Origin of the sequence: Acidovorax sp. SUPP3434 (assembly GCF_030159015.1) — a bacterium.
Lineage (GTDB): Bacteria > Pseudomonadota > Gammaproteobacteria > Burkholderiales > Burkholderiaceae_C > Paracidovorax.
Genome location: NZ_BQXL01000006.1, coordinates 19,196 through 46,124, shown reverse-complemented (window position 1 = coordinate 46,124; position 26,929 = coordinate 19,196). Strand labels below are relative to the sequence as shown.

The window sequence follows — 26,929 nt, the reverse complement described above, 5'->3', positions numbered from 1 at the left end:
CCCGCTCAATTCCAGATGTTCCATGGCGAGTGCAGCCACGCGCCAACGATAAGCAGCCACACCAGCGTGACCGGAATGAAGATCTTCCAGCCCAGCCGCATGATCTGGTCATAGCGAAAGCGCGGGAAGGTCGCGCGGATCCAGATGAACATGGACACCACGAGGAAGGTCTTGAGGCCCAGCCAGATCCATCCGGGGATGAAGTCCAGCGCCGCCACCGGCGACAGCCAGCCGCCCAGGAACATGAGCACGGCCAGGATGGACACGAGCCACATGCTGGCGTATTCGGCCAGGAAGAAGATGGCGAAGCCCATGCCCGAGTACTCGACCATGTGGCCGGCCACGATCTCGGCCTCGCCTTCGACCACGTCGAAGGGGTGGCGGTTGGTTTCGGCCACGCCCGAGATGAGGTAAACGATGAAGATCGGCAGCAGCGGCAGCCAGTTCCACGACAGGAAGCCAAAGCCCTTCGCGGCGGCCATGCCGGCGCCCTGCCCCATCACGACTTCGGTCAGGTTCATGCTGCCCGACACCATGATGACGACGAGGAAACAGAAGCCCATTGCGATTTCATAGCTCACCATCTGCGCGGAAGCGCGCAGCGCCCCTAGGAAGGCGTACTTGGAGTTGGAAGCCCAGCCGGCGATGATCACGCCGTACACCTCGATGGAGGTGATGGCCATCACCAGCAGCAGGCCGGCATTCACGTTGGCCAGGGCCACATCCGGACCGAACGGAATCGCCACCCAGGCCGCCAGCGCAGGCATGATGGCCATGACGGGGCCGAGCACGAACAGACCCTTGCTGGCCGCCGTTGGCTGAATGATTTCCTTGGTCAGCAGCTTGAGGCCGTCGGCCAGCGGCTGCAGCAGCCCGAACGGGCCGACCCGGTTGGGACCATGGCGCACCTGCATGAAGCCGAGCAGCTTGCGCTCCCACAGCGTGAGGTAGGCCACGGCGCCCATCAGGGGGGCCACGATGGCCACGATCTTGATCAGGTTCCAGATCACCGGCCACACCGCCGCCGTCCACCAGGACTGGGCGAACAGGTGCAGGCCGCCGTTGTACAGCGCGTCGATCATGCGGCAACTCCTTCAGCGGTGCGGCGTGCATCGGCCGTCAACTGCAGCGACGGCGCACGGCGAACCAGCCCGTCGAGCTGGTAGATGCTGGCCACGACCGGAGCGGCAGCCGCACCGGCGGGCACGGCGATGGCAGCGCGCGTGCTGTTGCTCAGGCGGTCGGCAGGCAGTTGCGCAAGCGGAGCGGCCACCGTCGCACCCGTGGCTTTCGCCAGCACGTCCTGAGAGGTCTCGAAGTCGAGGCCCTGCACACCCAGCAGGTTGCCCAGCACCCGCAGCACCTTCCACGCGGGACGGGCATCGCCCAGCGGCTTGACCACGGCATGGAAGCTTTGCAGGCGGCCTTCGGCATTGACGAAGGTGCCCGAGGTTTCGGTGAACGGCGCGATGGGCAGCAGCACATCGCTGAATTCCATGTTGGCCTTGAAAGGGCTCAGCGTCACGACCATCTCGGCACCCGACAGCGCAGCCGCTGCCTGTGCACCTGCGGCGGAGTCATGGACAGGTTCGGTGTTCAGCAGCAGCGCCGCCTTGAGGCCGCCCGCCAGCATCTGGCCGGCGTTCAGGCCACCCTTCTGCGGCTGTGCGCCGACGAACTGCGCGCCCACCGTGTTGGCGGCTTCGGTGAGGTAGCCCACCACCGCCCCCGTCTGGGCACCGATCCACTGGGCCAGCGCCAGCAGGCTCGAGGCCTGGGCGTGGTGCGCGGCGGCGTTGCCCAGCAGGATGGCCCGGCCTTCGCCCGAAGCCAATGCACGGGCCATGCCGGCAGAGGCGTCGGTCACACGGCCGGTGGCCACCGGGGCAGCCACACCGCGGTCCTGGGCCACAGCGGCGGCCACGTCGGCCAGGATCGCAGCCCAGTCCTGGGCCGGCGCCACGATGGACTGCGCCACGGGCATGGCCCAGTCATAGGCAGCGGCGTTGAGGGCACTGACGGTACAGCCCTTGCGCGCAGCCTGGCGAATGCGCTGGGCGAACAGCGGATGGTCCTTGCGCAGGTTCGAGCCCACGAACAGCACCGACTGCAGCGAGGACAGCGAAGCGATGCTCGTGCCCAGCCAATGGATGCCATCGGCCTGGGTGAACTCGGCGTGGCGCAGGCGGTGGTCGATGTTGTCGCTGCCGATGCCGCGCACGAGCGCGCCGGCGAGGAACAGCTCTTCCAGCGTGCTGTGCGGGCTCACCAGAGCGCCGATGCTCTGGGCGCCATGGTCGGTACGGATGCCCTGCAGGCCATTGGCCACGTATTCCAGCGCGGTCTGCCAGTCGACTTCCTTCCACTGGCCGCCCTGCTTGAGCATTGGGCGCGTCAGGCGCTCGTCTCCGTTGAGGGCTTCGTAGGAGAAGCGGTCACGGTCGGCGATCCAGCACTCGTTGACGTCTTCGTTCTCGAAGGGAACGACGCGCATCACCTTGTGGTTCTTCACCTGGACGATGAGATTGGCACCGGTGGAATCGTGCGGGCTCACCGACTTGCGGCGCGACAGCTCCCAGGTCCGGGCGCTGTAGCGGAAAGGCTTGCTGGTCAGCGCGCCCACAGGGCAGATGTCGATCATGTTGCCCGACAGCTCGGAATCGACCGTATCGCCCAGCACCGTGGTGATCTCGGAGTGCTCGCCGCGATGGATCATGCCCAGCTCCATCACGCCGGCCACTTCCTGGCCGAAGCGCACGCAGCGGGTGCAATGGATGCAGCGGGTCATCTCCTCCATGGAGATCAGGGGACCCACGTCCTTGTGGAACACCACGCGCTTTTCCTCTTCATAGCGCGAAGAAGAGCCGCCGTAGCCCACCGCCAGATCCTGCAGCTGGCACTCGCCGCCCTGATCGCAGATCGGGCAGTCCAGCGGGTGATTGATCAGCAGGAACTCCATGACCGACTGCTGGGCCTTGATGGCCTTGTCGCTCTTGGTGCGCACGATCATGCCTTGCGTCACGGGTGTGGCGCAAGCCGGCATCGGCTTGGGCGCCTTCTCCACGTCCACCAGGCACATGCGGCAATTGGCGGCGATGGAAAGCTTCTTGTGATAGCAGAAATGGGGAATGTAAGTGCCCGCCTTCTCGGCCGCATGCATCACCATGCAGCCCTCGGCGACTTCTACCTTCTGCCCGTCCAGTTCGATTTCAACCATATGCTTTTCTCGCGATCATGCAGAGGCAGACGCCTGAGGGGTCTTGTTGCGGATCAGCGCTTCGAATTCCGGACGGAAGTGCTTGATCATGGCGCGCACCGGCATGGCAGCAGCATCGCCCAGGGCGCAGATGGTGCGACCCTGGATGTTGTCGGCCACCGAATTGAGCAAATCCAGATCGCCGTCGCGGCCTTCACCGTGCTGGATGCGGTCGATCACACGCCACATCCAGCCGGTGCCTTCGCGGCACGGCGTGCACTGCCCGCACGATTCATGCGAATAGAAATACGACAGGCGCAACAGGCTCTCCACCATGCTTCGAGAATCGTCCATCACGATCACGGCGCCCGAACCCAGCATGGAGCCGGCCTTGGCGATGGAGTCGTAGTCCATCGTGCATTCCATGATGACGGACGCCGGCAGCACCGGAGCGGACGATCCACCGGGAATCACGGCCTTGAGTTGGCGGCCTTTGCGCACGCCACCCGCCAGTTCCAGCAGCTTGGCGAATGGAGTGCCCATGGGCACTTCGTAGTTGCCGGGCTTTTCGACGTCGCCGGAGACCGAGAAGATCTTGGTGCCGCCGTTGTTGGGTTTGCCGCAGGCCAGGTAGGCTGCGCCACCGTTGCGGATGATCCAGGGCACCGCGGCAAACGTCTCGGTGTTGTTGATCGTGGTGGGCTTGCCGTAGAGGCCGAAGCTCGCAGGGAATGGCGGCTTGAAGCGCGGCTGGCCCTTCTTGCCTTCGAGCGACTCCAGCAGTGCGGTTTCCTCGCCGCAGATGTAGGCGCCGAAGCCATGGGCGGCATGCAGCTGGAAGCTGAAGGCGCTACCCAGGATCTTGTCGCCCAGGTAGCCCGCAGCGCGTGCTTCTTCGAGCGCTTCTTCGAAGCGGTCGTAGGTCTGGAAGATTTCGCCGTGGATGTAGTTGTAGCCCACGGAGATGCCCATCGCGTATGCGGCGATGATCATGCCTTCGATGACGATGTGCGGGTTGAACTGCAGGATGTCGCGGTCCTTGCAGGTGCCCGGCTCGCCTTCGTCGGAATTGCAGACGAGGTACTTCTGGCCAGGGAACGAGCGGGGCATGAAGCTCCACTTGAGGCCGGTGGGAAAGCCCGCACCGCCACGGCCACGCAGGCCCGATTCCTTGACGGTCGCAATGACCTGGTCCTGGGTGAGGCCCACGCCTTCGCCCTGCTCCAGGATCTTGCGCAAGGCGGCATAGCCACCGCGCGCTTCGTAGTCCTTGAGGCTCCAGTTGGTGCCATCCAGACCTGCATAGATCTGCGGATCGATGTGGCGGTCGTGGAAGCAGGTTTGAACGCCCGTCGCCTGGAATTGCGACAGGATCTTCTGCGCAGCGGTCGTCATGCTTGCCCTTCCGCCCGGGCCGGGGATGCCACGCCTTCGGCTTGGCGCAGGCCATCCACGAGCTGATCGAGCTTGTCGTTGTCCATGAAACTGCACATGGTGCGGTCGTTGACCAGCATCACGGGCGCATCGGCGCAAGCGCCGAGGCATTCGCACTGCTGCAGCGTGAACAGGCCATCGGCCGTGGTCTCGCCCATCGCCACGCCCAGTTTCTTTTCCAGGTGGTGCAGCGCCTTCTGGCCATCGCGCAGCTGGCACGGCAGGTTGGTACAGACGTTGAGCTTGTACTTGCCCGTCGGCTGCTGGTTGTACATGTTGTAGAACGTGGTGACTTCGTGCACGGCGATCTGGGGCATGCCCAGGTAGCTCGCGATCACGGCCTCGTTCTCGGTGCTGACCCAGCCCAGTTCCTGCTGGACGATGGCAAGGCAGGCCATGACGGCCGACTGCTTCTGTTCTGCGGGGTACTTCGCCACTTCGCGCGCAAAGCGCGCCAGCGTCGCGTCGGTGATCTGGGACGCGGCGGGCACCACCGTCTTCGTTTCGGTATTCATCGGTCAATCTCCCCGAACACGATATCCATCGTGCCAATGATGGCCACGGCATCGGCAATCATGTGGCCACGGGCCATTTCGTCCAAGGTAGCCAAGTGGGCAAAGCCGGGCGCGCGGATCTTCAGGCGGTAGGGCTTGTTGGCGCCATCGCTCACCAGGTAGATGCCGAACTCGCCCTTGGGGTGCTCCACGGCCGCATACGCTTCGCCTTCGGGCACGCGGAAACCTTCGGTGAAGAGCTTGAAATGGTGGATCAACTCCTCCATGTTCGACTTCATGGATTCGCGCGAAGGGGGTGCCACCTTGTGGTTGTCCGTGATCACCGGGCCGGGGTTGGCACGCAGCCAGTCCACGCACTGCTTGATGATGCGGTTGGATTGGCGCATCTCCTGCACGCGCACCAGATAGCGGTCGTAGCAGTCGCCCGTCTTGCCCACCGGCACGTCGAAGTCCATGCGGTCATAGACGTCGTAGGGCTGCGTCTTGCGCAGATCCCATGCGATGCCCGAGCCGCGGATCATTGGGCCGGTCATGCCCAGATTGAGGGCGCGCTCCGGCGTCACGACGCCGATGCCGACCGTGCGCTGCTTCCAGATGCGGTTGTCGGTGAGCAGTGTTTCGTATTCGTCCACGCACTTCGGAAACCGTTGCGTGAAGTCGTCGATGAAGTCCAGCAGGGAGCCGCTGCGGTTCTGGTTCAGCGCCTCGATGGCCTTGGCATTGCGGATCTTGTTGACCTTGTACTGCGGCATCGAATCCGGCAGGTCGCGGTACACACCACCCGGACGGAAGTACGCCGCGTGCATGCGCGCGCCGGAGACCGCCTCGTACATGTCGAACAGGTCTTCGCGCTCGCGGAAGGTATAGATCAGGATCGTGGAGCTGCCGCAGTCGTTGCCGTGCGAACCCAGCCACATCAGGTGGTTCAGCAGGCGCGTGATCTCGGAGAACATCACGCGGATGTACTGCGCACGCACGGGCACATCCAGGCCCAGCAGCTTCTCGATGGCCAGGCAGTAGGCGTGCTCGTTGCACATCATCGAGACGTAGTCCAGGCGGTCCATGTAGGGCAGCGACTGGATGAAGGTCTTGTGCTCGGCCAGCTTTTCGGTGGCGCGGTGCAGCAGGCCGATGTGCGGGTCGGCACGCTGCACGACTTCGCCGTCCAGCTCAAGCACGAGACGCAGCACACCGTGTGCGGCCGGATGCTGCGGCCCGAAGTTCAGGGAATAGTTCTTGATTTCAGCCATGGTGGATCACTTTTCGGCGCGAGCGCCTCAGTGCAGGCCTCCGTACTTTTCTTCGCGGATGATGCGGGGCGTGATCTCGCGCGGCTCGATCGTGACTGGCTCGTAGACAACGCGGCGCTGCTCGGCGTCGTAGCGCATTTCCACGTGCCCGGACAACGGGAAATCCTTGCGGAAGGGGTGGCCGATGAAGCCGTAGTCGGTCAGGATGCGGCGCAGGTCGCTGTGCCCGTCGAACACGATGCCGTACAGGTCGAACGCCTCGCGCTCGTACCAGTTGGCAGAGTTCCAGAGGTCCGAGACCGACGGCACGACCGGAAAATCGTCATCCGGGCAGAAGACCTTCACCCGCACGCGCTGATTCATGCTGACCGACAGCAGGTGCGAGACCACGCAGTAGCGCGGCCCCTCCACGCCGACGTCGCCATACGAGGAGTAGTCCACGCCGCACAGGTCAACCAGCTGTTCGAACCGGCAGCCCGGCGCATCGCGCAGCAACTGCATGGCCGCCAGATAGTCCGCAGCAGAGACCACCAGGGTCACCTCATCCAGCGCCACCGAAAGCTGGCGCACCTTGTCGCCGAGCGCAGCGGCAATCGCGTCCCGAAGTGCTTCGGGTCGAATAGCAAAGGCAGTCATCGTCAACCCTTCAGACGCGAGCGATGGTGTTGGTGCGGCGGATCTTCTGCTGAAGCTGGATGATCCCGTAGATCAATGCCTCGGCCGTGGGCGGGCAACCCGGCACGTACACATCCACCGGAACGATGCGATCGCAGCCACGAACCACCGAATAACTGTAGTGGTAGTAGCCGCCACCGTTGGCGCACGAACCCATGGACAGCACCCAGCGTGGCTCGGACATCTGGTCGTACACCTTGCGCAGGGCTGGCGCCATCTTGTTGCACAGCGTGCCGGCCACGATCATCAGATCGGACTGGCGCGGACTGGCGCGGAACACCTCGGCACCGAAACGGCCGATGTCGTAACGCGCCGCCGCGGCGTGCATCATCTCCACCGCGCAGCAGGCCAGACCAAAGGTCATGGGCCAAAGCGAGCCGGTCTTGGCCCAATTCACCACCGAGTCGTAACTGGTGGTGATGAAGCCTTCCTTCATCACGCCTTCAATCATCGTGTCATTCCTTATGAAGACCGGTCATTCCCAATCCAGGGCACCCTTTTTCCACTCGTAGGCGAAGCCCACAACCAGGATGGCCAGGAAGATGACAACGGCAATGAAACCCGTCAGCCCCACCTCGTGGAGCGAAACCGCCCACGGAAACAGGAAAGCGATTTCCAGATCAAAAAGAATGAAGAGGATGGCGACGAGGTAGTAGCGCACATCGAACTTCATGCGCGCGTCTTCGAAGGCCTCGAAACCGCATTCGTAGGGGGAGTTTTTGGCCGCATCCGGGCGATTGGGGCCGAGGACATAGCCCAGCACCAGCGGGACGACGCCGACACCAATGCCGACCAAGATGAACAAAAGAACGGGGAGGTACTGATCGAGGTTCATCTGGAGGATGTGCTCACCGCTGAAGCTGCACCCAGACGCCCCAGGATGGGCGTGTTGGATGGGCTTTTGTTTTGGTGCCGTCGGCGAGACTCGAACTCGCACAGCTTTCGCCACTACCCCCTCAAGATAGCGTGTCTACCAATTTCACCACGACGGCTGATTTATGCATCTGGATGGCATGAGGAACCCGTTGGGTTTTTGGCTTTCCAGACAATCCGGGATTCTACTCCGGAAAAACCCTGCTCCGAGGAGCAGGATCAAATTTTGCGCTTTTCTTCTTACTTGGTGGGAATCTGCCCAGCGCCGGAGGCCGGCACCACGGGTGCCGCAGGCACCTCGGACGCCGCACCGGAAGCCGGCTGAGCGGGCGCCACGACCCCAGGCACTTCCAGCACGCTACCAACACCCGCGGGACGGACGTTGCCAAAATATGCCAGCGCCAGCGTCGCCACGAAGAACACCCCCGCCAGCACCGCTGTGCTGCGCGACAGGAAATTGGCACTGCCGCTGGCACCGAACAGGCTGCCGGAGCTTCCGCTGCCGAAGGCCGCCCCCATGTCGGCACCCTTGCCATGCTGGATCAGGATCAAGCCGATCATGCCCAGCGCAGCCAGAATCTGCACTGCCAAAATCACATTCACAAGCGCGTTCATTCTATATTTACTCCTAATTTGATAGCTGTATGCCGGCGTCTTTATTGCGCCGAAGCAATGATTTGCAAAAAGTCCTGCGCCTTGAGCGACGCGCCGCCCACCAACCCACCATCGATGTCGGGCTGCGCCAGCAATTGGGCGGCGTTTGCCGCATTCATGCTTCCGCCATACAGCAGACGGATGCGATCCGCCTGCGGGCTCGCCGCCGCCAATTGGGCGCGCAGCACCGCATGGACCTCCTGCGCCTGCTCAGGCGTGGCGGTGCGACCCGTGCCGATCGCCCAAACGGGCTCATAGGCCACCACAATCTCGCTGATGCAGTGCCCATTCGCGTGAACCACGGCCGCCAGTTGGCGCTTGACGACGGCCTGCGTCTGCCCCGCTTCGCGCTCTGCCAGCGTTTCTCCGACGCAGACGATGGGCGTGATGCCCGCCGCCAGCGCACGCTGCGCCTTGGCCGCGACCACCTCGTCGGTTTCTCCGTGGTACTGGCGCCGCTCGGAATGCCCCACCAGTACGTAGCGCACCCCGAACTCCAGCAGCATGGCGGCAGAGGCCTCGCCAGTGTAGGCACCGGACTCGTGCGCCGATACATCCTGCGCAGCGACTGCGACAGCGGAACCCTCGGCCAGGGCCTGCACTTGCGCCAGGTAAGGCGCAGGCACTGCCACCACGACGTCGCAGCCGGCTTGCCCCATGCCTTCGCGCAACGCGTTCACCAATGCCTGATTGGAAGCCAGGCTGCCATTCATCTTCCAGTTGCCGGCAATCAATTTCTTTTTCATGCGGTCCACGTCAAAACAATTTTCCCTGCATGCTGGCTGGACTCCATCATCGCATGCGCCTTGGAAGCCTCCGCCGCGGCAAACGTGCTGTGCACGATCGGGCGAACCTTCCGGGATGCCAGCAGCGGCCATACCTGCTCGCGCAAGGCACGGGCAATCGCGGCTTTGAAGGCCACGGACCGGGGCCGCAGCGTGGAGCCGGTGACGGTAAGACGGCGGCGAAGCACGAGGCCCGCATTCAACTCGGCCTTGATGCCGCCCTGAACGGCAATGATCACCAGGCGCCCGTCCTCCGCCAGACACTCGATCTCGCGGGCAACGTAATCGCCTGCCACCATGTCCAGCACGACATCCGCGCCCTTGCCACCGGTGATGCGCTGCACCTCCGCGACGAAGTCCTGGGTCTTGTAGTTGATGGCGTGATGGGCACCGATTTCCAGGCAGGCCGCGCATTTTTCATCGCTGCCGGCCGTGACGATGACCGTGGCGCCGAATGCACGCCCCAATTGAATGGCCGCCACGCCGATGCCACTGCTTCCGCCCTGCACCAACAGCGTTTCACCGGATTGCAGACGACCGCGGTCGAACACGTTGCTCCACACCGTGAAAAGCGTTTCTGGCAGCGAGGCCGCCTCGACGTCGCTGAAACCGTCGGGCACGGGCAAACATTGTTCGACGGGGGCTACGCAGTACTCGGCATAACCGCCGCCAGCGACCAGCGCGCAGACGCGGTCGCCCACCTTGAGGCCCGCCTTGTCCATCGCAGCCTGATCGCCCCGCTCGATCACCCCTGCCACCTCGAGCCCCGGCAAATCCGACGCGCCCGGCGGCGGGGCATAGTGCCCCTTGCGCTGCAGAACGTCGGGCCGGTTGATGCCACTGGCAGCGACCCGAATGAGCAACTCACCCTGGGCCGGCTCGGGCACCGGGCGCTCTGCCAGACGCAGAACCTCGGGACCGCCCGGGCTTTCGATTTCCACCACACGCATAGCCATCACCTTGCTACAAAAGTCGAGATGAATACCGCGCCGGCGCAGACAAAGCCCGCGCCGGCAGCGCTCATTTCAATCGCGTTGGGGCTCAGGCGTCCATCTGACCCGACGACTCGCCGGAAGCCAGGGACTGTTGCTGTTGCTGCTGATCGGCACCGTCGCGGCGCTCACGGCGCTCGCCACGGTCCGAGCGCTCACCCCGCTCGGCAGGTGCAGGACGGCCGCCGCTGTCGCCCATGGGGCGATCAGCCAAAGCCTTCATCGACAGCTTGACGCGACCCTTCTCGTCCGTCTCCAGCACCTTGACCTTGACGATCTGGCCCTCGGTCAGATAGTCGGTCACCTTCTCGACACGCTCGTGAGCGATCTGGCTGATGTGCAACAGGCCGTCCTTGCCGGGAAGCAGGTTGATCAATGCGCCGAAGTCCAGGATCTTGACGATGGGGCCTTCGTAGATCTTGCCGATCTCGACTTCCGCCGTGATCTGCTCGATGCGGCGCTTGGCCTCGTCTGCCTTGGCACTGTCGGTGGACGCGATCGTGATGGTGCCGTCTTCGTCGATGTTGATCTGCGTGCCGGTTTCTTCCGTCAGGGCACGAATCACCGCACCGCCCTTGCCGATCACGTCACGGATCTTCTCGGGGTTGATCTTCATCGTGAACAGCTTCGGTGCGAAGTTGCTGACCTCGGTCTTGGCCTCGCCCATGGCTTCCTGCATCTTGCCCAGGATGTGCAGGCGCGCTTCCTTGGCTTGCGCCAGTGCGACCTGCATGATTTCCTTGGTGATGCCCTGGATCTTGATGTCCATCTGCAGCGCGGTGATGCCACCCGTGGTGCCGGCCACCTTGAAGTCCATGTCGCCCAAATGATCCTCGTCGCCCAGGATGTCGGTCAGCACGGCAAAACGGTTGTCTTCCTTGATCAGGCCCATGGCGATACCCGCCACGTGCGCCTTCATCGGCACGCCGGCATCCATCAGCGACAGGCAGCCGCCGCACACCGAAGCCATAGAGGACGAGCCGTTCGACTCGGTGATTTCAGACACGACGCGCATCGTGTAAGGAAACTCTTCCTTGGTCGGCAGCACCGCCACCAGCGCGCGCTTGGCCAGACGGCCGTGGCCGATTTCGCGGCGCTTGGTCGACCCCATGCGACCCACTTCACCCGTGGCGAAGGGAGGCATGTTGTAGTGCATCATGAAGCGGTCTTCGTACTCGCCGGCCAGTGCGTCAATGCGCTGGGCATCCCGCTCGGTACCCAGCGTGGAAACCACCAGAGCCTGGGTTTCGCCGCGCGTGAACAGGGCAGAACCGTGGGTGCGGGGAAGCACACCATTGCGGATTTCGATGGGACGGACCGTGCGAGTATCGCGGCCGTCGATGCGGGGCTCGCCCGCCAGGATCTGGCTGCGAACGATCTTGGCTTCGATGTCGAACAACAGGCCTTCGACCTTGACGGCGTCAAACTCGGCGCCTTCTGCCTTCAAAGCCGACAGCACCGAAGCCGTGGCTTCGCGCAAGGCCTGCGTGCGGGCCTGTTTGCTGCGGATCTGATAAGCCGCGCGCAGCTTTTCTTCCGCCAGGGCGTTGACCTTGCCGATGAAGGACTCATCCTTGGCTGGCGGCTGCCAGTCCCAGACGGCCTTGCCAGCATCGCGCACCAGTTCGTGGATCGCGTTGATCGCGATATTGCCTTGTTCATGGCCAAACACCACGGCGCCCAGCATGATCTCTTCGGACAACTGCTGCGCTTCCGATTCGACCATCAGCACGGCAGCTTCGGTGCCGGCCACCACGAGGTCCATCTGGGAATTCTTGCGGGCCGTCTGGCCGGGGTTCAGCACATATTCGCCATTGATGTAGCCCACGCGAGCCGCACCGATCGGGCCGTTGAACGGGATGCCGGAAATGGAGAGCGCAGCGCTCACGGCGATCATGGCGGCGATGTCCGCATCCACTTCAGGGTTCAGCGACACCGTATGGATGACCACGTGCACTTCGTTGAAGAAGCCTTCGGGGAACAGAGGGCGGATCGGGCGGTCGATCAGGCGGCTCGTGAGCGTTTCATGCTCGCTGGGCTTGGCTTCGCGCTTGAAGAAGCTGCCAGGGATCTTGCCGGCAGCGTACGTCTTCTCGATGTAATCCACCGTCAAGGGGAAAAAGTCCTGCCCGGGCTTGGCGGTCTTGGAGCCCACCACCGTGGCCAGAACGACGGTGTCATCGATGTTGACCAGCACGGCGCCGGAAGCCTGGCGGGCGATTTCGCCCGTTTCCATGACGACGGTCTTGTCGCCCCATTGGAAGGACTTGGTGACTTTATTGAAAATGCTCATGTTTGCTCCATTTTTAATCGCTGGCTACACAGAACCAGCCTGCAAAGGAGTGCAATTCAGAACACGATGCCATTCCAGTGGCCCTGCCCTTTTCCTCGACGGAACAAGGCCATTGGAATGACACAGCTTCGCTCTGTTTTGCGGCTCCGAAGTAAAAAACGCCTGAGCTAGCGTGCTAACCCAGGCGTTTCGGCATGCGAATGCGCTTACTTGCGCAGACCCAGCTTGGCGATCAATGCCGTGTAACGCTCAGCATCCTTCGCCTTCAGGTAGTCCAGCAGCTTGCGGCGGCGGCTCACCATGCGCAGCAGGCCACGGCGACCGTGGTGATCCTTGGCATGGGTCTTGAAGTGAGGGGTCAGTTGGTTGATACGAGCCGTCAGAAGGGCCACTTGAACTTCCGGGCTACCGGTATCGTTGGCAGCACGGGCGTTGGCCTTGACGACTTCGGCCTTGATAGAGGATGCGATCATTGGTTTTCCTTGAATTGCGGGGCCGGTGATTGCAGCGCATGGCTGCCCTGCCCCTGTCTTACTTGCGCAAGCGGCTGGAATGGCCACAAGCGTGCGTCTTGCACCATGCAAAACCTAGCGATTATACCCCGAGCCATGTTTTGAGCCGTTGCACCCCTTGCACCAACCGCTCAGGATCGCGGGAGGCAAAGCACCAACGCAACCATCCTTGCGCCTCCAGACCGAACGCGTTGCCCGGTGCCAACCCCAAACCGGCTTCCCGCACCAACCGCTTGGCCAAATCCAGAGAGTCGCCTTGGCCGGTGAGCCGAAAGAACGCATACATGCCGCCACGCGGACTGGCGACCTCAATGCCCGGCAGCGCCTGCAGCAAGGGAACCAACGCATCCCTACACACCTGAAGATGAGAGACGACACGGGGCGTGATTTCTGACGCATGCTGCAAAGCCGCAATGCCCGCCTGCTGGGTGAAGACACTGGTGCACGAGGTATTGAACTCGATGAGTTTGCCCATGTGATGAGTCATTTCCGCCGGCATGACCAGCCAACCCAGACGCCAGCCAGTCATGAGGAAGCTTTTGGAAAAGCTCTGCACCACGACCAATCGGTCCTCAGCCTCTGCCAGATCCAGAAAGCTGGGCGCGCACACCGAGTTGGACGGATCGTCGTAGTAGAGCCGCTCGTACACCTCGTCGGCCAGTATCCACGTACCCGTCGTACGGCAGTGCTGAATGATCTGACGCTGCTCGTCGCGCGTGAGCGTCCAGCCCGTGGGATTGTTGGGTGCATTCACGATCACCAACCGCGTGGAGGGGGTGATGGCAGCCAGCAGCGCATCCATGTCCAACACCCATACGCCCCCCGGCTGGGGACGCAACGGAATGCATCGCAGCCGGGCGCCCATGATCTGGGGCTGCGCCGTCAGGTTGGGCCACACCGGCGTCACCGCCACCACCTCGTCACCAGGATCGAGCAACGCTTGCATGGACAGCATCAGCCCGCTCACCCCGCCGGAGGTCACGGCCACCCGGTCTGCAGCGATCGGCCCATGCAATGCGCTCGTGTACGAGGCGATCGCGCTGCGCAGCTCGGGCAGCCCCAGGTTATGAGAGTAGAAGGTTTCTCCCCGCCCAAGAGACTCCATGGCCGCCCGCCGCACAGGCTCAGGGGTGACCTCATCGCTTTCGCCAAACCAGAAAGCGAGCACATCGCTGCGGCCCATTCCCGCGTTGGCCACTTCACGGATTTTGGATTCTTCAAGGTGGATGACGGTAGCGCGCATCGAAACTTCCAGAGCAAAAGATCAGCGGGCATCGTAGCGGCTTCCACCATGCTCTTGCGCCACAATATCCTGAAATCAAAATCCCAGGGAGGAACCCATGCCCACTCGAACCGCCAAACACCTTGCAGGATTTGCCTTCCTGCTTTGCGCCGGAGTCTCACTCGGCATGAATACGCTTGCGGCCCATGCAGCGACAACGACCGATGCCTCGAATTCAGCGCAGGACAACAAAAGAAAGAATACGGTCAAGTTGAAAACGACTACTCCACGAAGCACCTCCGAAGAGTCGACTGCCGAACGCGATCGCAGACTGTACAGAGAATGCAAAGGGCGACCGAACGCCGGGGCGTGTCTTGGATATGCCAAGCCATGAGCCTTCAAAAAGCCAAAGCGAAAATCGGGTCTTAAAAATCAGCGTGGCCGGACAGCCGCGCGACCACGCGCAGGTCCGGGCCAACCATCTCGACCGATTGGAATGCCATGTCGGTTCCGTCGGATAGCTTGGACAATGCCATCCGGTGCGCAATGCCCAATCCAGGCCCCAACAATTTGGGGGCCAGATAAAGCAGCACCTCGTCCACCAACCCCGCTTGCAGCAACGCGCCATTCAACTGGCTGCCCGCTTCCACATGCACTTCATTCATTTGCAGGCGACCCAGATCCAACATCAGGGCAGCAAGGTCGATGTGACCCTCGGCATTGGGCAAATGCAGCACGGTGACCCCGAGTGAGGCCAGCAGCGCTTCTTTTTCAGGGTTCTGAATGGCCGTGTAAATAAAAACCCGGCGCTCGGCTTTGAAAATGGCCGCGTGCAGTGGCACCCTCAACTGACTGTCCAACAAAATCAAGTCAGGTTGGCGAGGCGTCTCCACCTCCCGGACATCCAGCCGTGGATCATCCGCAAGAACGGTGCCGATTCCGGTCAACACCGCACACGCCCGTGCACGCCAGGCATGACCATCGGAGCGCGCCAAGGGCGACGTGATCCATTGACTCTCACCTCCATGCAAGGCCGTCAAGCCATCCAGAGAGGCCGCCGCCTTCATGCGAACCCAGGGGCGTCGGCGGATCATGCGGCTGAAAAAACCAAGGTTTAACTCGCGGGATGCTTGCGCTTCAAGGCCCACGTCTACTTCCACGCCACGCTCGCGCAATTTGCTCACCCCCCGCCCCGCCACCATGGGATTGGGATCGGTGATGGAGGCAAACACCTTGCTCAATCCCGCGTCAGCCAAAGCATCGCAGCATGGGCCGGTTCTCCCATGATGCGAACAGGGCTCCAAAGTGACATAGGCAGTGGCCCCTTCTACCGACAACCCACGCTCACGGGCATCGCGCAGCGCCATGATTTCCGCGTGCGCCTGACCTGCCGGCTGTGTAGATCCTTCGCCCAGCACCGTGCCAGAAGCATCGACGATCACGCAGCCGACGCGTGGATTGGGCGAGGTACGAAAGAGGCCTTGCTGCGCCAACTCCAATGCCCTCCCCATGAAGTTTGGCTCTGCTAACTTGTTCATACGGCTTGAGGAAACTCCAGTCTTGGATGCCACGGTTTGGCGGGCAGCCGCCCATTCTGCCGCCAAACGGTCAGCCTCATGGCGCCAACGGCACAGGATGGGTGGGCGAACTGGAGGAGACCTCCGTAACATTCGCACATGACATTCCCTGCCCTGTTACCAACGCCCAGGCTGGCCGCCAAAACCCCTTCCCGTCCACGACCCATCAGGCAGTCCCTCGGCTTTACCTTGGTTGAAGTCCTGGTCGCGATCATGGTGCTGTCTTTCGGCATGCTGGGCTTGGTTGGCATGCAGGCTTTTGCGCTGCAGTCGAACAGAGAGGCTCGATTGCAAGCACAAGCTGCGATGTTGGCGAGGGAATTGGCCGAAATGATGCGGGGCAACAAAGAAGTCGGCGTCAAGACGGCAACTGCTGATAACCCATATTTGGTATCTCTCTCTAGCGGCTCCATGGTCCCAGCCACTCCGTCGTATTGCCTGAGCGTGGGCAATGCGGCCACAGGTTGCACGTCTGCAACTGATATTGCCAACGCAGAAATGACGGATTGGCTTGCCAGGGTAGACAACACCCTGCCTGGAGCCCGTGTGGTTATCTGTTTTGACAGTGCTCCATACGACAGCAACGGTATTCCTCGATGGGCATGTCCTCCTGCCGGAACAAATTCAAATGAGATTGCCGTCATAAAGATTGGCTGGACCCGTAACTCTACTGACAGAAGCAAAATTGGGAGCGACTTGCTTGAGCAGGCGAGCAGTTCAACAAGCGTTCCCTATATTATTTTTCCAGTGACCAGTGGCAACGCCAGTTCGATATGAAAAAGAATAATGTCATGCAGAATTATTTAGCTGCCAAACATCGACAAAAGGGCTTGACCCTTATCGAGCTGATGGTGGCAATGGTCATCAGCTTGCTAATTGTACTGGCAGCGGTGGCCGCATTGGTGGTATCCAGGCAGGGCTTCAGCAGCGTCGATGCAGCCTCACAACTCCGGGATAACGGTAGATTTGCTGTCGATCTTATTCAGCGCTTAGGGGTACAGGCGGGATACAAGGACGTGAGAGATGCTGCGACCCCAGTACCAAACAGTACAGCCGGAATCGAATCAAATCCACCACCAAATGTTTACGGGATTAATAATCAAAAACGCAGCGAAACCAACGCGTGGGATGAAAGCTCCAACTGGGGTTCTGCGGTGGGAGCAGGCAGCGATATTTTGGTGCTGAGAAATCAAACCAGTCAACTGGTGCCAACAGCGACCACTTCTGATCAAACCATGATTGATTGCATGGGTGTGGCACCGACAGCAGTGCCCGTTGATCGATACGACCGCATATTGAGTATTTTGCACGTTGGTGTTGGACAAGACGGTGAGCCGTCTCTCATGTGTACCCATATCGGTTCAACCGGTTCTCTGGAAGCGGAGCCTTTGATCAGGGGAGTGGAAAACTTTCAAGTACTTTACGGGGTTGATGGTATCGGTCCGAACAATGCCACTTTGCCGGCCAGTGCAGCAAGTTCGCCAGAAAATGGGCCTGAGCGTTATTTAAGGGCCGACCAGATCACCAACACGTCAGATGCGGCAGTCAGCTACTCCAATTGGCGGCGCGTCAGGAGCCTGCGCATCGGCATGGTTATCAGAGGCCCCAGCGGTTCGGCTATTGACAAGAGCTCTCAAACTCTCTATCCGCTGGGTATCGCCAAAGGTTCCAGTTCTGGCGCGATAGGCAGCGGCCTGGCAGACGCAAGCAATGATCCAGGCACCGTGTTCACGTCATCCGATGGCAGATTGCGGCAAACCGTTACGTTCACGGTACACCTGCGCAACTATCAACAAGACAATTAGCATGCTGAAATTCCAAGATTTATCTGTGAAATTCGCAGTTTTACCCCGGGCTTCAAAAGAACAAGGAGCGTCATTAATTGTAGTGATGCTGTTGCTGGTGATTGTTTCCATATTGGGAATATCAGGAGTGCAGATTTCAATGATGGCGGAGCGCGGCACCCGAAATGATCGAGATACTCAAATTGCTTGGCAATCCACCGAAGCTGCGTTGATGGATGCGGAATTTGACATCCTGGGACAACCTGCGAGCTCTTCCACCAAGAGAAATAGCATTTTCAAACGAGGCAGTACAGATATTGCGCAGTTTGTTCAGGACTGCGGTACATCTGGCAACACGATTGGGTTATGCGCACTCAATGCCACGGGTAAGCCGGCTTGGTTGGCCGTGGACTTCACAAATACATCAAACAGTGCGCCTACCACTGTATTCGGAACCTATACAGGACGGACATTTCCATCTGGAAATGCAGGAATTCAGCCCGCTCAACCTCCGCGCTATGTAATAGAGCCAATTCCCGATCCCTCCATGTCTCGCACAAAAGATCCAAAAGACGTCAAGTATATTTACAGAATCACTGCCATGGGCTTTGGTCCGAATGCGGATACTCAAACAGTATCGCAAGTAATTTTCAGAAATTGAAGAGGACTATATGAACAACTCTGATACCTCCAGGACTGCGGCAGCAATAAAAATAATTGCAGGCTGCAAAGAGAGTATTCAAAAATCGTCTTCTGCGAAGTGGATTGCATTGGCAGCCGTGCCAATCATGGCAACCATTTCATTTGTTGCATTCAGCGCGGGCACTGCGCCTTCCATACCTGCAATCAATATTTCCGCAGATCCACTCTACGCAGCAGCGGCAGTGGACAAGCCCACTTTGGCTCTGGCTTTATCCGTTGAATATCCCACAGTAGGCTCACAATACCCATCAGGGGGCGCCACAGACAATACTTATTCTAATTTAAATGAGTATTTGGGATATTATGACGCGGAAAGTTGCTATGTATATAACGATTCTCCATCGGAAACACCTGCAAGCGGCTTGGCAACAGCAGACTACAAGCGTTTCGATCGTAGCGGTGCTGCAACCGCACGGAAGTGTACCAATGCCTTCAGCGGCAATTTTTTGAACTGGGCCAGCAGTTCAGCCATTGATATGCTCCGCTTGGCATTGTCAGGCGGTGATCGATACATTGATACAGCCACTACCAACTCTTCCCTGACCATACTTCAACGGGCAGTCATTCCCAATGGGGACCCGGTCTGCATGTGGAATACCAGCAATTTTCCGGCCAAGCAACTGCAAAAAAATGGTGGAAGTGCAGGGACTTATTGGGGAGCTGTCCCCACAGCAATGATCACAGCTGCCAATGGAAACGATATATGGGTAGCCAATACCCTGAATAGAATCTATTTTGGCACTTCTAATACCGGAAACTGTTCGACAGGCCCGGCATCATATAAATTGGGCGCGCCAACCGCTAATTCATCCGTGGGACCGGTCAGCGATGCATCAACAGATCGACCCGGCGGTACAACTCAATGCGCCACTGAAAATAATACCTGCAGTTTTACAGGAACGAAAGAGGTTTGGTACGGAGTTAAAGTCAATGGTGTAAATTACTGGAAGGTGGCTCCCGCATCGAATGGCGTGGCTTGTACCAATGACATCTTTGGCGACCCGAAGAGCGGCACTGCTAAACAGTGTTACTACCGAAACTACAGCGGATCGTGGACACCGCCTGTGAACGCAAACTTGAATAGCGATGGCTTTTTCTATGCCCGCGTCCAAGTCTGCAATACCACCTCTGGCGTTTTGCAGGATGTGCGTACTGCATACAATTTGTGTAGGCAGTATCCTAACGGCAATTACAAACCAACCGGTGTTATTCAGAAGTACAGTGATCAGATGCGATTGGCTGCCTTTGGTTATCTTATGGACCAGACGGCAAGCTACAATAACGGCCGCTATGGTGGGGTACTTCGTGCACCGATGAAATATGTCGGCAGCAAAACCTTCAGCATCACGGGACAGGACAATACTCCAAGCGGCGGGAACCCGAATGCAGAATGGAATGCCAACAATGGAGTATTCCTCTCCAACCCAGACAATGACACCAGTCAAACTCCGAACATCAGCGGTGTCATTAATTATCTGAACAAATTTGGCAGAACCGGCCCTGTGCCGGGCCGCTACAAAATATATGACCCTGTCGGTGAACTCCATTACGAGACGATCAGATACCTGCAAGGCTTGCAGCCAAGCGACGCTGCAACGAGCAATATTTCAACTGATATGTACGACGGCTATCCGGCTTACTCGACCTGGACCGACCCATATGACAACAGAAGCAACGCATCAGATTATTCTTGCTTGAAAAGCAACGTGGTTGTCATTGGAGACGTGAACACCCATGACGGAAACAGACTGCCAACGCCTGATTTGGCAAATAATATTCCGAACATCAATGCATGGCGTAGCACGGTACAAGCTTTTGAGCGAAATCAAGCGACGACATATCAAGATGGTCAAAATGTGACCCGAACCACTGGCAACCCCAATGGAGCCAACGGTAGCGTACCGGGTGGCACCCAAACCAGCCAGATCATGGGGTCGGCATATTGGTCTCACACACACGACATCCGTGGATCCGATTGGACCGCAAAACCCGCAAAACAGCGCCCAGGACTCCGAGTCAAAACGTTCCTTTTCGACGTCAACGAGTACGGGGACCAAAACAACGTCTCAACACGCCGTTTTGCCAATCAGTTTTTCATGGCCTCCAAGTATGGCGGCTTCGAATCGGATCCCAGCAACGCTGCAGCCAGGCCTTATAACACCTATGGCAATCCTTTCAAGCGCCAAGACGGCACCAACGACAACAATGTCTGGCAAAAGCAAAATGATCCTGGCGAGGCTGGCACCTACTACCTTCAAAGTAGTGCACGTGGCGTCCTTTCAGCCTTTGACGATATTTTCAGCAGGGCGTCGACCCAAGCCAGAAGCATCGCAGGCAGTTCAGCCTCTACCACGACCATCAGCAGCACGTCGGGAAGCGTCGTGTATTCTGCCAAGTTTGATACGAGTAACTGGAGCGGAGACGTTGTCGCTGAACCTCTGACAGCCTCCGGCACCAGCCTCAACGTGGGTTCTCAGAACTGGAGCGCAGCAGACCGTTTGTCGGTGATGGCTTCGCCCGCTGCCAATCGCAAGATTTTTGTGGGAAATACCGCCGGAAATGCGAATCCAGTGGCGGCGTCATTTACTTGGGCAACGATTGAAAGCGCCTTGCAAGGCTATCTCAATAAAGCAGAACCTACCGCATCTTCAGATGGGCAAGGTTCAGCGCGTGTCAGCTTTTTGAGGGGAGACCGAACCAAGGAAGGCAATCCTTTCCGGGTGCGCAGTTCGTTGCTCGGAGACATCGTCAACTCCAGCGTTGTGTATTCAGGTGCACCTACCGCGGCCTATTCCGGTGCCGGGTATGCTGCCTTCCGGAGTAGCTATAGCAATCGCACGCCAGCCGTTTTTGTTGGAGCAAATGACGGCATGCTGCATTCATTCAACGCGGGTACTGGCGACGAATTGTTTGCCTATATTCCCAGCTGGATGGGCCCCAAACTCTCAGCACTGACAAACACGAGCTATGTGACTAACCATCAAAGCTATGTCGATGCGCCACCAGTTGTGGGAGAGGCGCAAGTGGCATTCAATGGCACGGCATCCGATTGGAAAACTGTCCTGGTCTCGGGAACAGGCGGAGGAGGTTCCGGGGTTTTTGCATTGGATGTGTCTGACCCGTCCAATTTTGCTGCCTCCAACGTGATGTGGGAATTCAAGCGTTCCGACGATGCAGATATGGGCCAGGTAATCGGGAAACCGCAGATTCTAAAGCTGAAAACCAGCGGGAGTGCCAGCACCAGCACCTATCGTTGGTTTGCAGTCGTGGCAAGCGGTGCGAACAATTACGTGCCCGATGTCAATGGGGTATTTAGTACGACTGGACAGCCCGCCCTTTTCCTGCTGGCATTGGACAAGCAGCCTGGAACCTCGTGGACCTTGGGAACCAATTATTTCAAGATCTCCTTGCCCATCGATAGCACGCTGAGCTCCACCAAAGCGACGGGGCTTGCCAATTTTCAGCCGCTCTGGGGCAGTGCTGGCGAGGTCACGCAGATCTACATGGGAGACTTTCATGGCAACCTCTGGAAACTTGATTTTTCAAAAAATCTGCCTACCAGCGATTGGAATATGAATAAATTGACGGCATTCAACAAAGGCACTGCAGGGTCGCCTGTGCCCTACCCCTTGTATATTGCCAAAGACTCGAGCAATACCATCCAACCGATTACTGCAGCACCAGCCATATTCTCGGGACCAACAGTATCCGGCTTGGAAACTTTTTATGTCACCTTCGGCACAGGAAAATATCTGGAGACGACAGACAACACGTCGACTGCAACCAACAGTTTCTATGCCGTTTACGACAATGGTCTTACGGCTGCAGACAGTTCCCCTGCGGCGGCAAGTGTCATCAGCGGACGGGCGCGGCTGAAACAAGGCGCCATCAATACCGGCACAAGGGTCATCACGGTGGGTGCATTCAAATGGGGCCGGGCCATGTCGGATACCGATGCAACACAACGTTCTGGGTGGTATTTTGATATGCCGGTTTCTGGAGAAAAATTGGTCAGTGCCATTGGTGACCAAGGCAACCTTTATGCCACCTTTAATACGATCATTCCTGGCGCCACTGGTGCTACCGGAACTTGCACCAACACGCCGGGAACCAGCAATGCCTATGTGGTCAACATTGGCGATGGCTCAGGGAAATACAACCTTTCGACCGTGGGTCTGTTGGGACCGAGCATGTTCTTCGTGAATGAATCCGAAACGCCGCCCACTCCACTGGACAGCACCGGTCGGGGATGGAGAACCACAACGTTGAGGAGCACAACGATCGGGCAATCCGGCGCCAGCACAAGCACGCAGGTCGTCAGCATCACCGAGGCCGTGGGTCGTCTAAGCTGGCGCCAGATCAACAACTACCAAGACATGAAAAACAAGTGAGTCAAGCTATGAACGCGCAAGCAAACCGGGGGTTCACCCTGATAGAACTCATGATCGTGGTGGCAGTGATTGGCATTCTGGCAGCAGTTGCTTATCCTGCTTACAACGACTCCATTCTGAAAGGCCGGCGAGCGCAAGGGCGGGCCGCCTTGGCAGAGCTTCTTCAGCAGCAGGAGCGATACATGACACAAAATAATTGCTACTTGGCATTCAGCAACAGCAGCGGGACTGTTGCTGCCTTAGCCCCCTCTCCATCCACTGCCTGCGGGGGTGTCACGGCCTCCACGGTTCCCTTTAAAACGTTTTCTGGCGATGGAGGCTTGTCTGCGGCGGCGTACCTCCTGTCTGCCAGTACATGCCCTGCAACTGGCACCGGGACGTTGCCCATTTCACAATGCGTTAGAGTGATCGCAACTCCAGTAAAGTCAGATCCAGTCGTCGGCAATCTGGAATTAATGAGCAATGGCACAAAAAAATGCAGCGGCAACACAAGCAATCCCAGGCTTTGCTGGCCATGAGTAAAACATCAAAATCGCAGAATGGCTTTACCCTGATTGAACTGGTAATAACAATGGCCATTGCTGCAATACTGCTTTTGGTGGCCGTGCCAGGGTTCCAGGCCTTTCAGCGGAATTCTCAGCTATCTTCGCTTGCAAACTCTCTTCTGGTAGCCATCAATACTGCAAAAGCAGAGGCAATGAAGCAAAATGCCAGTGCCTATGTTATTCCAGCCAGTGGTGCCGATTGGGGCACCGGTTGGATCGTTTTCGTTGATAAGGATCGCAGCCAGACCTACAGCGAAAGCGGGGATGGAACTGTCATGAAGCAAGAGGCCCCAGCAAGTTATTTCACCATATCGGGAAACGGTACGGCCACTGGCGCCGATCCTTATTTAACATTTGACAGTTCCGGATTTTCTCGAAAAAAAGATGGAAGTTCTCCAGAAAATCTCACCTTGACCATCAAGCGGAATGATGTATCGACGGCCACTCAAAATGAAGAGATGCGAAGAATCATTATTTCAAAGACAGGCAGAGCACGATCTTGCAAACCATCGACCGACTCAAGCTGTACCGCAACGGCTTCGAACTGACCAACTAACCATCCAGCCCACAGCACCGGCACATCCATAAAAACCTCACGAGTGAGACATCCCAGTTTGTATATTTCGCGCAGTATTTCAGCACTCGTCGCATTGCTCTTCATTTCAGGTTGTGCCGGTCTGCCAGATAGAGTCGACCGTCCTGTCTCACGAGCAGAGTTACCTGCCAGCAATACAGTCTTGTCCAAGGTGCTGGAGGATCGCCGCCGCGCTGACCAAGCACGCCACGACTCCGGTTTTCTCCTGCTCAGCGGCCCCCAGGAAGCCTATGGCAGCCGCCTCGCCCTGGTGGAGAACGCACAGAAAACACTGGACCTGCAGTACTACGCCATCCATGCGGATGCCAGCAGCGAGCGGTTGCTGCGCGGCATTGCAGCGGCGGCACGGCGCGGGGTACGTGTTCGCATTCTCCTGGACGACTTTCACAGCACGGGGCGCAATGCCTTGGTCATGGGCATGGCGTTCCAGCCCAATGTGGAAATGCGGATGTTCAACCCGGTCGCTGGGCCGCGTGGTTCGATACTGGGGCGCTTGTGGGGCTCTGTGACCGATTTTTCCCGGGTGCAGCAACGCATGCACAACAAGCTGTTCATCGCGGACAACGTGATGGGCGTAACGGGCGGGCGCAATCTGGGCGATGCCTATTTCGGCAATGCCGATTCGGGCAACTTCGTGGATCTGGACGTGCTCGCCGTGGGCCCCATCGTCCAGGATCTGTCTCGCAGCTTCGACAGCTACTGGAACAACCAGCGCGCCTACCCCGTGCAGTCGCTCATCACCCAGCAGGAACTGGCAAGGTTGCGCGAACAGACCTCGAAGGCGCCAGCGTCCGAACAGCAGCGACAGGGTGATGGTGACAACAGCAACGCCCCCCCTTCAGGGACGCGCACTGCGGCCTCCGACCGGCGGGATGGGCCCAAGCCGCCGGACGGCGAGCCCCGCCCATCCAGCGATGGACCCACGCAGGCGCAGCGCGAGCGCGTCTGGAACGAACAAGCCATGGACCTCGGTGCGGCAGCCTTCGTCTGGGCGCCGGCCGCCATGCTGGCGGACCAACCCGCGAAGATTCCCGCCGAAGGCGAGCGCGGCATTCCCGTGGCCGACATGAAGCCAGGAGCGGCCGTCGAGGTGAGCGCATCCGGCTCCCATTCCGACAACAACGCGCCCTCTTCCACGACACCGCGCACGCAGGCGCTCCAGGCCTCTACAGAGCATGCAGCACAAGGAGAAACCGTGGTGGATGGCCTGCTGCAGTTGCTGGCCCAGGCACGGCAGGACCTGCTCATCATTTCGCCCTACTTCGTGCCCGGCGAGGACATGAAGAAGGCGTTTGCCGATGCCGTGGCACGGGGGGTCCGCGTGCGGGTGCTCACCAATTCGCTGGCCTCCAACGATGCGCCGGTCGCCCATGTGGGCTACGCACGGCACCGCGATGAATTGCTGGCCATGGGCGTGCAGCTGTATGAACTGCGCAGCGAGCAGGCAGGTCTCAAGTCGACGTTCGGCTCATCGGGGGCAGCCGCCACGGGCGAGTCCCGGTCCATGCTGCACTCCAAGGTGCTGGTGCTGGACGGCCGGCTGCTGGTGGTGGGATCGATGAATCTGGATCTGCGCTCCCAGTTGCAGAACACCGAGATTGCCCTGCTGATTCAAAGCCGGGCCCTCTCCCGCATGGCGTCGGAGCAGATCGAGACCGCCATGCGCGAAGGCGCTTGGCGGCTGGAGAAGACCGACCAGGGGTTGGTTTGGCGAGCCCCCCAGGGCAGCGGCCTCGAAGATGCCACGACGGACCCTGATACCGGTCTGGGACTGCGTTTGCTGCTGAAGCTCCTGGGGCCATTGGCACCGGATCACCTTTTGTAGCGCGAAACAGGCGGCCTGTTTCGCAGGCCCGTTTCTCCGGGTGCGACCTGACAGAACCGTCTTGTCCGCACTCAGCCGAGGCAGACCCGCCCTATCCTCAGGGGCATTTCGGTTTCAAGCCGGATCGGGCATCGGCTGCCGTTGCAGCCATTGCGTGATGTCTTGTTGATCCGTCATGGTGCGCACCTGTTGATACGCCACCTCGCCTTCCGGAAACCGCCGGCGCAGCAAGTTGAGCCATTGCTTGAGCCGGCCCGCGCGCTGCCGTGGCTCCAGGTCTTCGCAGACCAGACGCCAGAAATCGGACAGATGCGGCTGCAGCGCCGACCAAGGCAATGCAGGCGCGTCGGCGTCACCAGCGTCCGCCGAGCGGATCGCAAGGGCCAGGCCGGGATCGGCCACCATGCCCCGTCCGAGCATCAGGGCGCTGCATCCCGACACCTGGCGGCAGCGCTGCGCATCGGCCACGGTCCAGATCTCGCCATTGGCCACTACCGGGATGGAGACGGCATCCCGCACGGCCGGGATCTGCTCCCAGTAGGCCGGCGGCCGGTAGCCGTCGGCTTTGGTCCGCGCATGCACCACCAATTCGCACGCGCCGCCGGCCTGCATGGCCTGTGCGCATTCACGGGCCAGGGAGGCATCGTGGTAGCCCAGCCGCATCTTGGCGGACACCGGCAGGTGCGGCGGCACGGCACGGCGCACGGCCTCGACCACGGCAGCGATGCGCTCCGGCTCCTTGAGCAGCGCCGCACCGCCCCCATGGCGGTTGACCACGTTGGCCGGGCAGCCGAAGTTCAGGTCGATCCCCTCGGGTCCCAGTGCTGCCAGGCGCGCCGCGTTCTCGGCCATGCTGACGGGATCGGAGCCCAGCAACTGCGCCCGCACCGGCACGCCCGCCAGCGTCCTACCGCCATGGCGCAGTTCCGGGAGGTAGCGAAGGAACACCTTGTCAGGCAGCAAGGTGCCGGTGATGCGAATGAACTCGGACACACAGCGGTCCACCCCACCCACGCGGGTGAGCACGTCGCGCAGCACGAAGTCGAGTAGCCCTTCCATGGGCGCAAGGAGCAAGGTCATGGCAGCGTGAATGGGCCTTTTCGCCACCA

At 59.7% G+C, this 26,929-nt stretch carries 24 protein-coding genes and 1 tRNA gene; 8 read left to right on the top strand and 17 right to left on the bottom strand.

The window, feature by feature from the left end; translation table 11 throughout:
- Positions 1 to 5 precede the first annotated feature (5 nt).
- From nuoH to AVKW3434_RS11695, 15 genes are all read right to left on the bottom strand, one after another.
- Positions 6 to 1,082, bottom strand: a complete 1,077-nt coding sequence (gene nuoH / locus AVKW3434_RS11765; protein WP_272567990.1) for an NADH-quinone oxidoreductase subunit NuoH — start codon at positions 1,080 to 1,082, stop codon at positions 6 to 8.
- The gene (nuoG, locus tag AVKW3434_RS11760) at positions 1,079 to 3,217 is read right to left on the bottom strand and encodes an NADH-quinone oxidoreductase subunit NuoG (protein ID WP_284405990.1); all 2,139 of its coding nucleotides are present in this window, start codon (positions 3,215 to 3,217) and stop codon (positions 1,079 to 1,081) included. Before nuoG ends, nuoH begins: the two co-directional genes overlap by 4 nt.
- A 15-nt stretch (positions 3,218 to 3,232) precedes the next feature.
- Positions 3,233 to 4,591, bottom strand: a complete 1,359-nt coding sequence (gene nuoF, locus AVKW3434_RS11755) for an NADH-quinone oxidoreductase subunit NuoF (RefSeq protein WP_284395590.1) — start codon at positions 4,589 to 4,591, stop codon at positions 3,233 to 3,235.
- Positions 4,588 to 5,145, bottom strand: a complete 558-nt coding sequence (gene nuoE / locus AVKW3434_RS11750; protein ID WP_284405989.1) for an NADH-quinone oxidoreductase subunit NuoE — start codon at positions 5,143 to 5,145, stop codon at positions 4,588 to 4,590. Before nuoE ends, nuoF begins: the two co-directional genes overlap by 4 nt.
- Positions 5,142 to 6,395: an NADH-quinone oxidoreductase subunit D gene (locus AVKW3434_RS11745; protein ID WP_272567984.1), complete on the bottom strand. Its 1,254-nt coding sequence runs from the start codon at positions 6,393 to 6,395 to the stop codon at positions 5,142 to 5,144. Before AVKW3434_RS11745 ends, nuoE begins: the two co-directional genes overlap by 4 nt.
- 27 nt (positions 6,396 to 6,422) lie before the next feature.
- Positions 6,423 to 7,031, bottom strand: coding sequence for an NADH-quinone oxidoreductase subunit C (locus tag AVKW3434_RS11740; RefSeq protein WP_272551646.1), 609 nt, complete (start codon positions 7,029 to 7,031; stop codon positions 6,423 to 6,425).
- 10 nt (positions 7,032 to 7,041) lie between these two features.
- Positions 7,042 to 7,521, bottom strand: coding sequence for a NuoB/complex I 20 kDa subunit family protein (locus AVKW3434_RS11735; RefSeq protein ID WP_007849129.1), 480 nt, complete (start codon positions 7,519 to 7,521; stop codon positions 7,042 to 7,044).
- A gap of 24 nt (positions 7,522 to 7,545) precedes the next feature.
- The gene (locus AVKW3434_RS11730; protein ID WP_092744429.1) at positions 7,546 to 7,905 is read right to left on the bottom strand and encodes an NADH-quinone oxidoreductase subunit A; all 360 of its coding nucleotides are present in this window, start codon (positions 7,903 to 7,905) and stop codon (positions 7,546 to 7,548) included.
- Between the two features lie 72 nt (positions 7,906 to 7,977).
- A tRNA-Leu gene (locus tag AVKW3434_RS11725) sits at positions 7,978 to 8,062 on the bottom strand.
- A gap of 121 nt (positions 8,063 to 8,183) precedes the next feature.
- A complete protein-coding gene (secG, locus tag AVKW3434_RS11720) occupies positions 8,184 to 8,558 on the bottom strand; it encodes a preprotein translocase subunit SecG (RefSeq protein ID WP_272567979.1) in 375 nt (124 codons plus the stop codon).
- A 41-nt stretch (positions 8,559 to 8,599) separates the two neighbouring features.
- Positions 8,600 to 9,343: a triose-phosphate isomerase gene (gene tpiA / locus AVKW3434_RS11715; RefSeq protein ID WP_284405988.1), complete on the bottom strand. Its 744-nt coding sequence runs from the start codon at positions 9,341 to 9,343 to the stop codon at positions 8,600 to 8,602.
- Entirely contained in the window at positions 9,340 to 10,332 is a 993-nt protein-coding gene (locus AVKW3434_RS11710) for an NAD(P)H-quinone oxidoreductase (protein ID WP_284405987.1), read from the bottom strand. The genes tpiA and AVKW3434_RS11710 overlap by 4 nt, the downstream gene beginning before the upstream one ends.
- Before the next feature lie 91 nt (positions 10,333 to 10,423).
- Positions 10,424 to 12,667: a polyribonucleotide nucleotidyltransferase gene (pnp, locus tag AVKW3434_RS11705; protein WP_284405986.1), complete on the bottom strand. Its 2,244-nt coding sequence runs from the start codon at positions 12,665 to 12,667 to the stop codon at positions 10,424 to 10,426.
- Positions 12,668 to 12,873: 206 nt separating this feature from the next.
- Positions 12,874 to 13,140: a 30S ribosomal protein S15 gene (gene rpsO / locus AVKW3434_RS11700; protein ID WP_284405985.1), complete on the bottom strand. Its 267-nt coding sequence runs from the start codon at positions 13,138 to 13,140 to the stop codon at positions 12,874 to 12,876.
- Between the two features lie 121 nt (positions 13,141 to 13,261).
- Entirely contained in the window at positions 13,262 to 14,422 is a 1,161-nt protein-coding gene (locus AVKW3434_RS11695; RefSeq protein ID WP_284405984.1) for a pyridoxal phosphate-dependent aminotransferase, read from the bottom strand.
- 97 nt (positions 14,423 to 14,519) lie between these two features.
- On the opposite strand from AVKW3434_RS11695, the gene AVKW3434_RS11690 reads away from it, so the two are divergent.
- Positions 14,520 to 14,795, top strand: a complete 276-nt coding sequence (locus AVKW3434_RS11690) for a hypothetical protein (RefSeq protein WP_284405983.1) — start codon at positions 14,520 to 14,522, stop codon at positions 14,793 to 14,795.
- Positions 14,796 to 14,826: 31 nt separating this feature from the next.
- Here the strand turns inward: AVKW3434_RS11690 and ribD are convergent, their stop codons facing one another.
- The gene (ribD, locus tag AVKW3434_RS11685; protein WP_284405982.1) at positions 14,827 to 15,939 is read right to left on the bottom strand and encodes a bifunctional diaminohydroxyphosphoribosylaminopyrimidine deaminase/5-amino-6-(5-phosphoribosylamino)uracil reductase RibD; all 1,113 of its coding nucleotides are present in this window, start codon (positions 15,937 to 15,939) and stop codon (positions 14,827 to 14,829) included.
- 138 nt (positions 15,940 to 16,077) lie between these two features.
- Between ribD and pilV the strand changes: the two genes are divergently transcribed.
- The 7 genes from pilV to AVKW3434_RS11650 are packed head-to-tail and all read left to right on the top strand — an operon-like array spanning position 16,078 to position 25,820.
- Positions 16,078 to 16,755, top strand: coding sequence for a type IV pilus modification protein PilV (gene pilV, locus AVKW3434_RS11680; protein ID WP_284405981.1), 678 nt, complete (start codon positions 16,078 to 16,080; stop codon positions 16,753 to 16,755).
- Positions 16,752 to 17,783 (top strand): PilW family protein, encoded by a 1,032-nt coding sequence (locus AVKW3434_RS11675; RefSeq protein WP_284405980.1) that lies wholly within the window; start codon positions 16,752 to 16,754, stop codon positions 17,781 to 17,783. The genes pilV and AVKW3434_RS11675 overlap by 4 nt, the downstream gene beginning before the upstream one ends.
- A gap of 1 nt (position 17,784) precedes the next feature.
- Complete coding sequence (locus AVKW3434_RS11670) at positions 17,785 to 18,423, top strand: pilus assembly PilX family protein (protein ID WP_284405979.1); 639 nt, start codon at positions 17,785 to 17,787, stop codon at positions 18,421 to 18,423.
- 10 nt (positions 18,424 to 18,433) lie between these two features.
- Entirely contained in the window at positions 18,434 to 22,855 is a 4,422-nt protein-coding gene (locus AVKW3434_RS11665; protein ID WP_284405978.1) for a pilus assembly protein, read from the top strand.
- 8 nt (positions 22,856 to 22,863) lie between these two features.
- Complete coding sequence (locus AVKW3434_RS11660; protein WP_284405977.1) at positions 22,864 to 23,373, top strand: type IV pilin protein; 510 nt, start codon at positions 22,864 to 22,866, stop codon at positions 23,371 to 23,373.
- Positions 23,370 to 23,948, top strand: coding sequence for a GspH/FimT family pseudopilin (locus tag AVKW3434_RS11655; protein WP_284405976.1), 579 nt, complete (start codon positions 23,370 to 23,372; stop codon positions 23,946 to 23,948). The genes AVKW3434_RS11660 and AVKW3434_RS11655 overlap by 4 nt, the downstream gene beginning before the upstream one ends.
- Positions 23,949 to 23,999: 51 nt before the next feature.
- Positions 24,000 to 25,820, top strand: coding sequence for a phospholipase D family protein (locus tag AVKW3434_RS11650; RefSeq protein WP_502869063.1), 1,821 nt, complete (start codon positions 24,000 to 24,002; stop codon positions 25,818 to 25,820).
- Positions 25,821 to 25,934: 114 nt separating this feature from the next.
- Here AVKW3434_RS11650 and AVKW3434_RS11645 read toward each other — a convergent pair whose 3' ends face one another.
- Positions 25,935 to 26,900: a tRNA dihydrouridine synthase gene (locus AVKW3434_RS11645; protein ID WP_284405975.1), complete on the bottom strand. Its 966-nt coding sequence runs from the start codon at positions 26,898 to 26,900 to the stop codon at positions 25,935 to 25,937.
- Between the last annotated feature and the right edge of the window lie 29 nt (positions 26,901 to 26,929).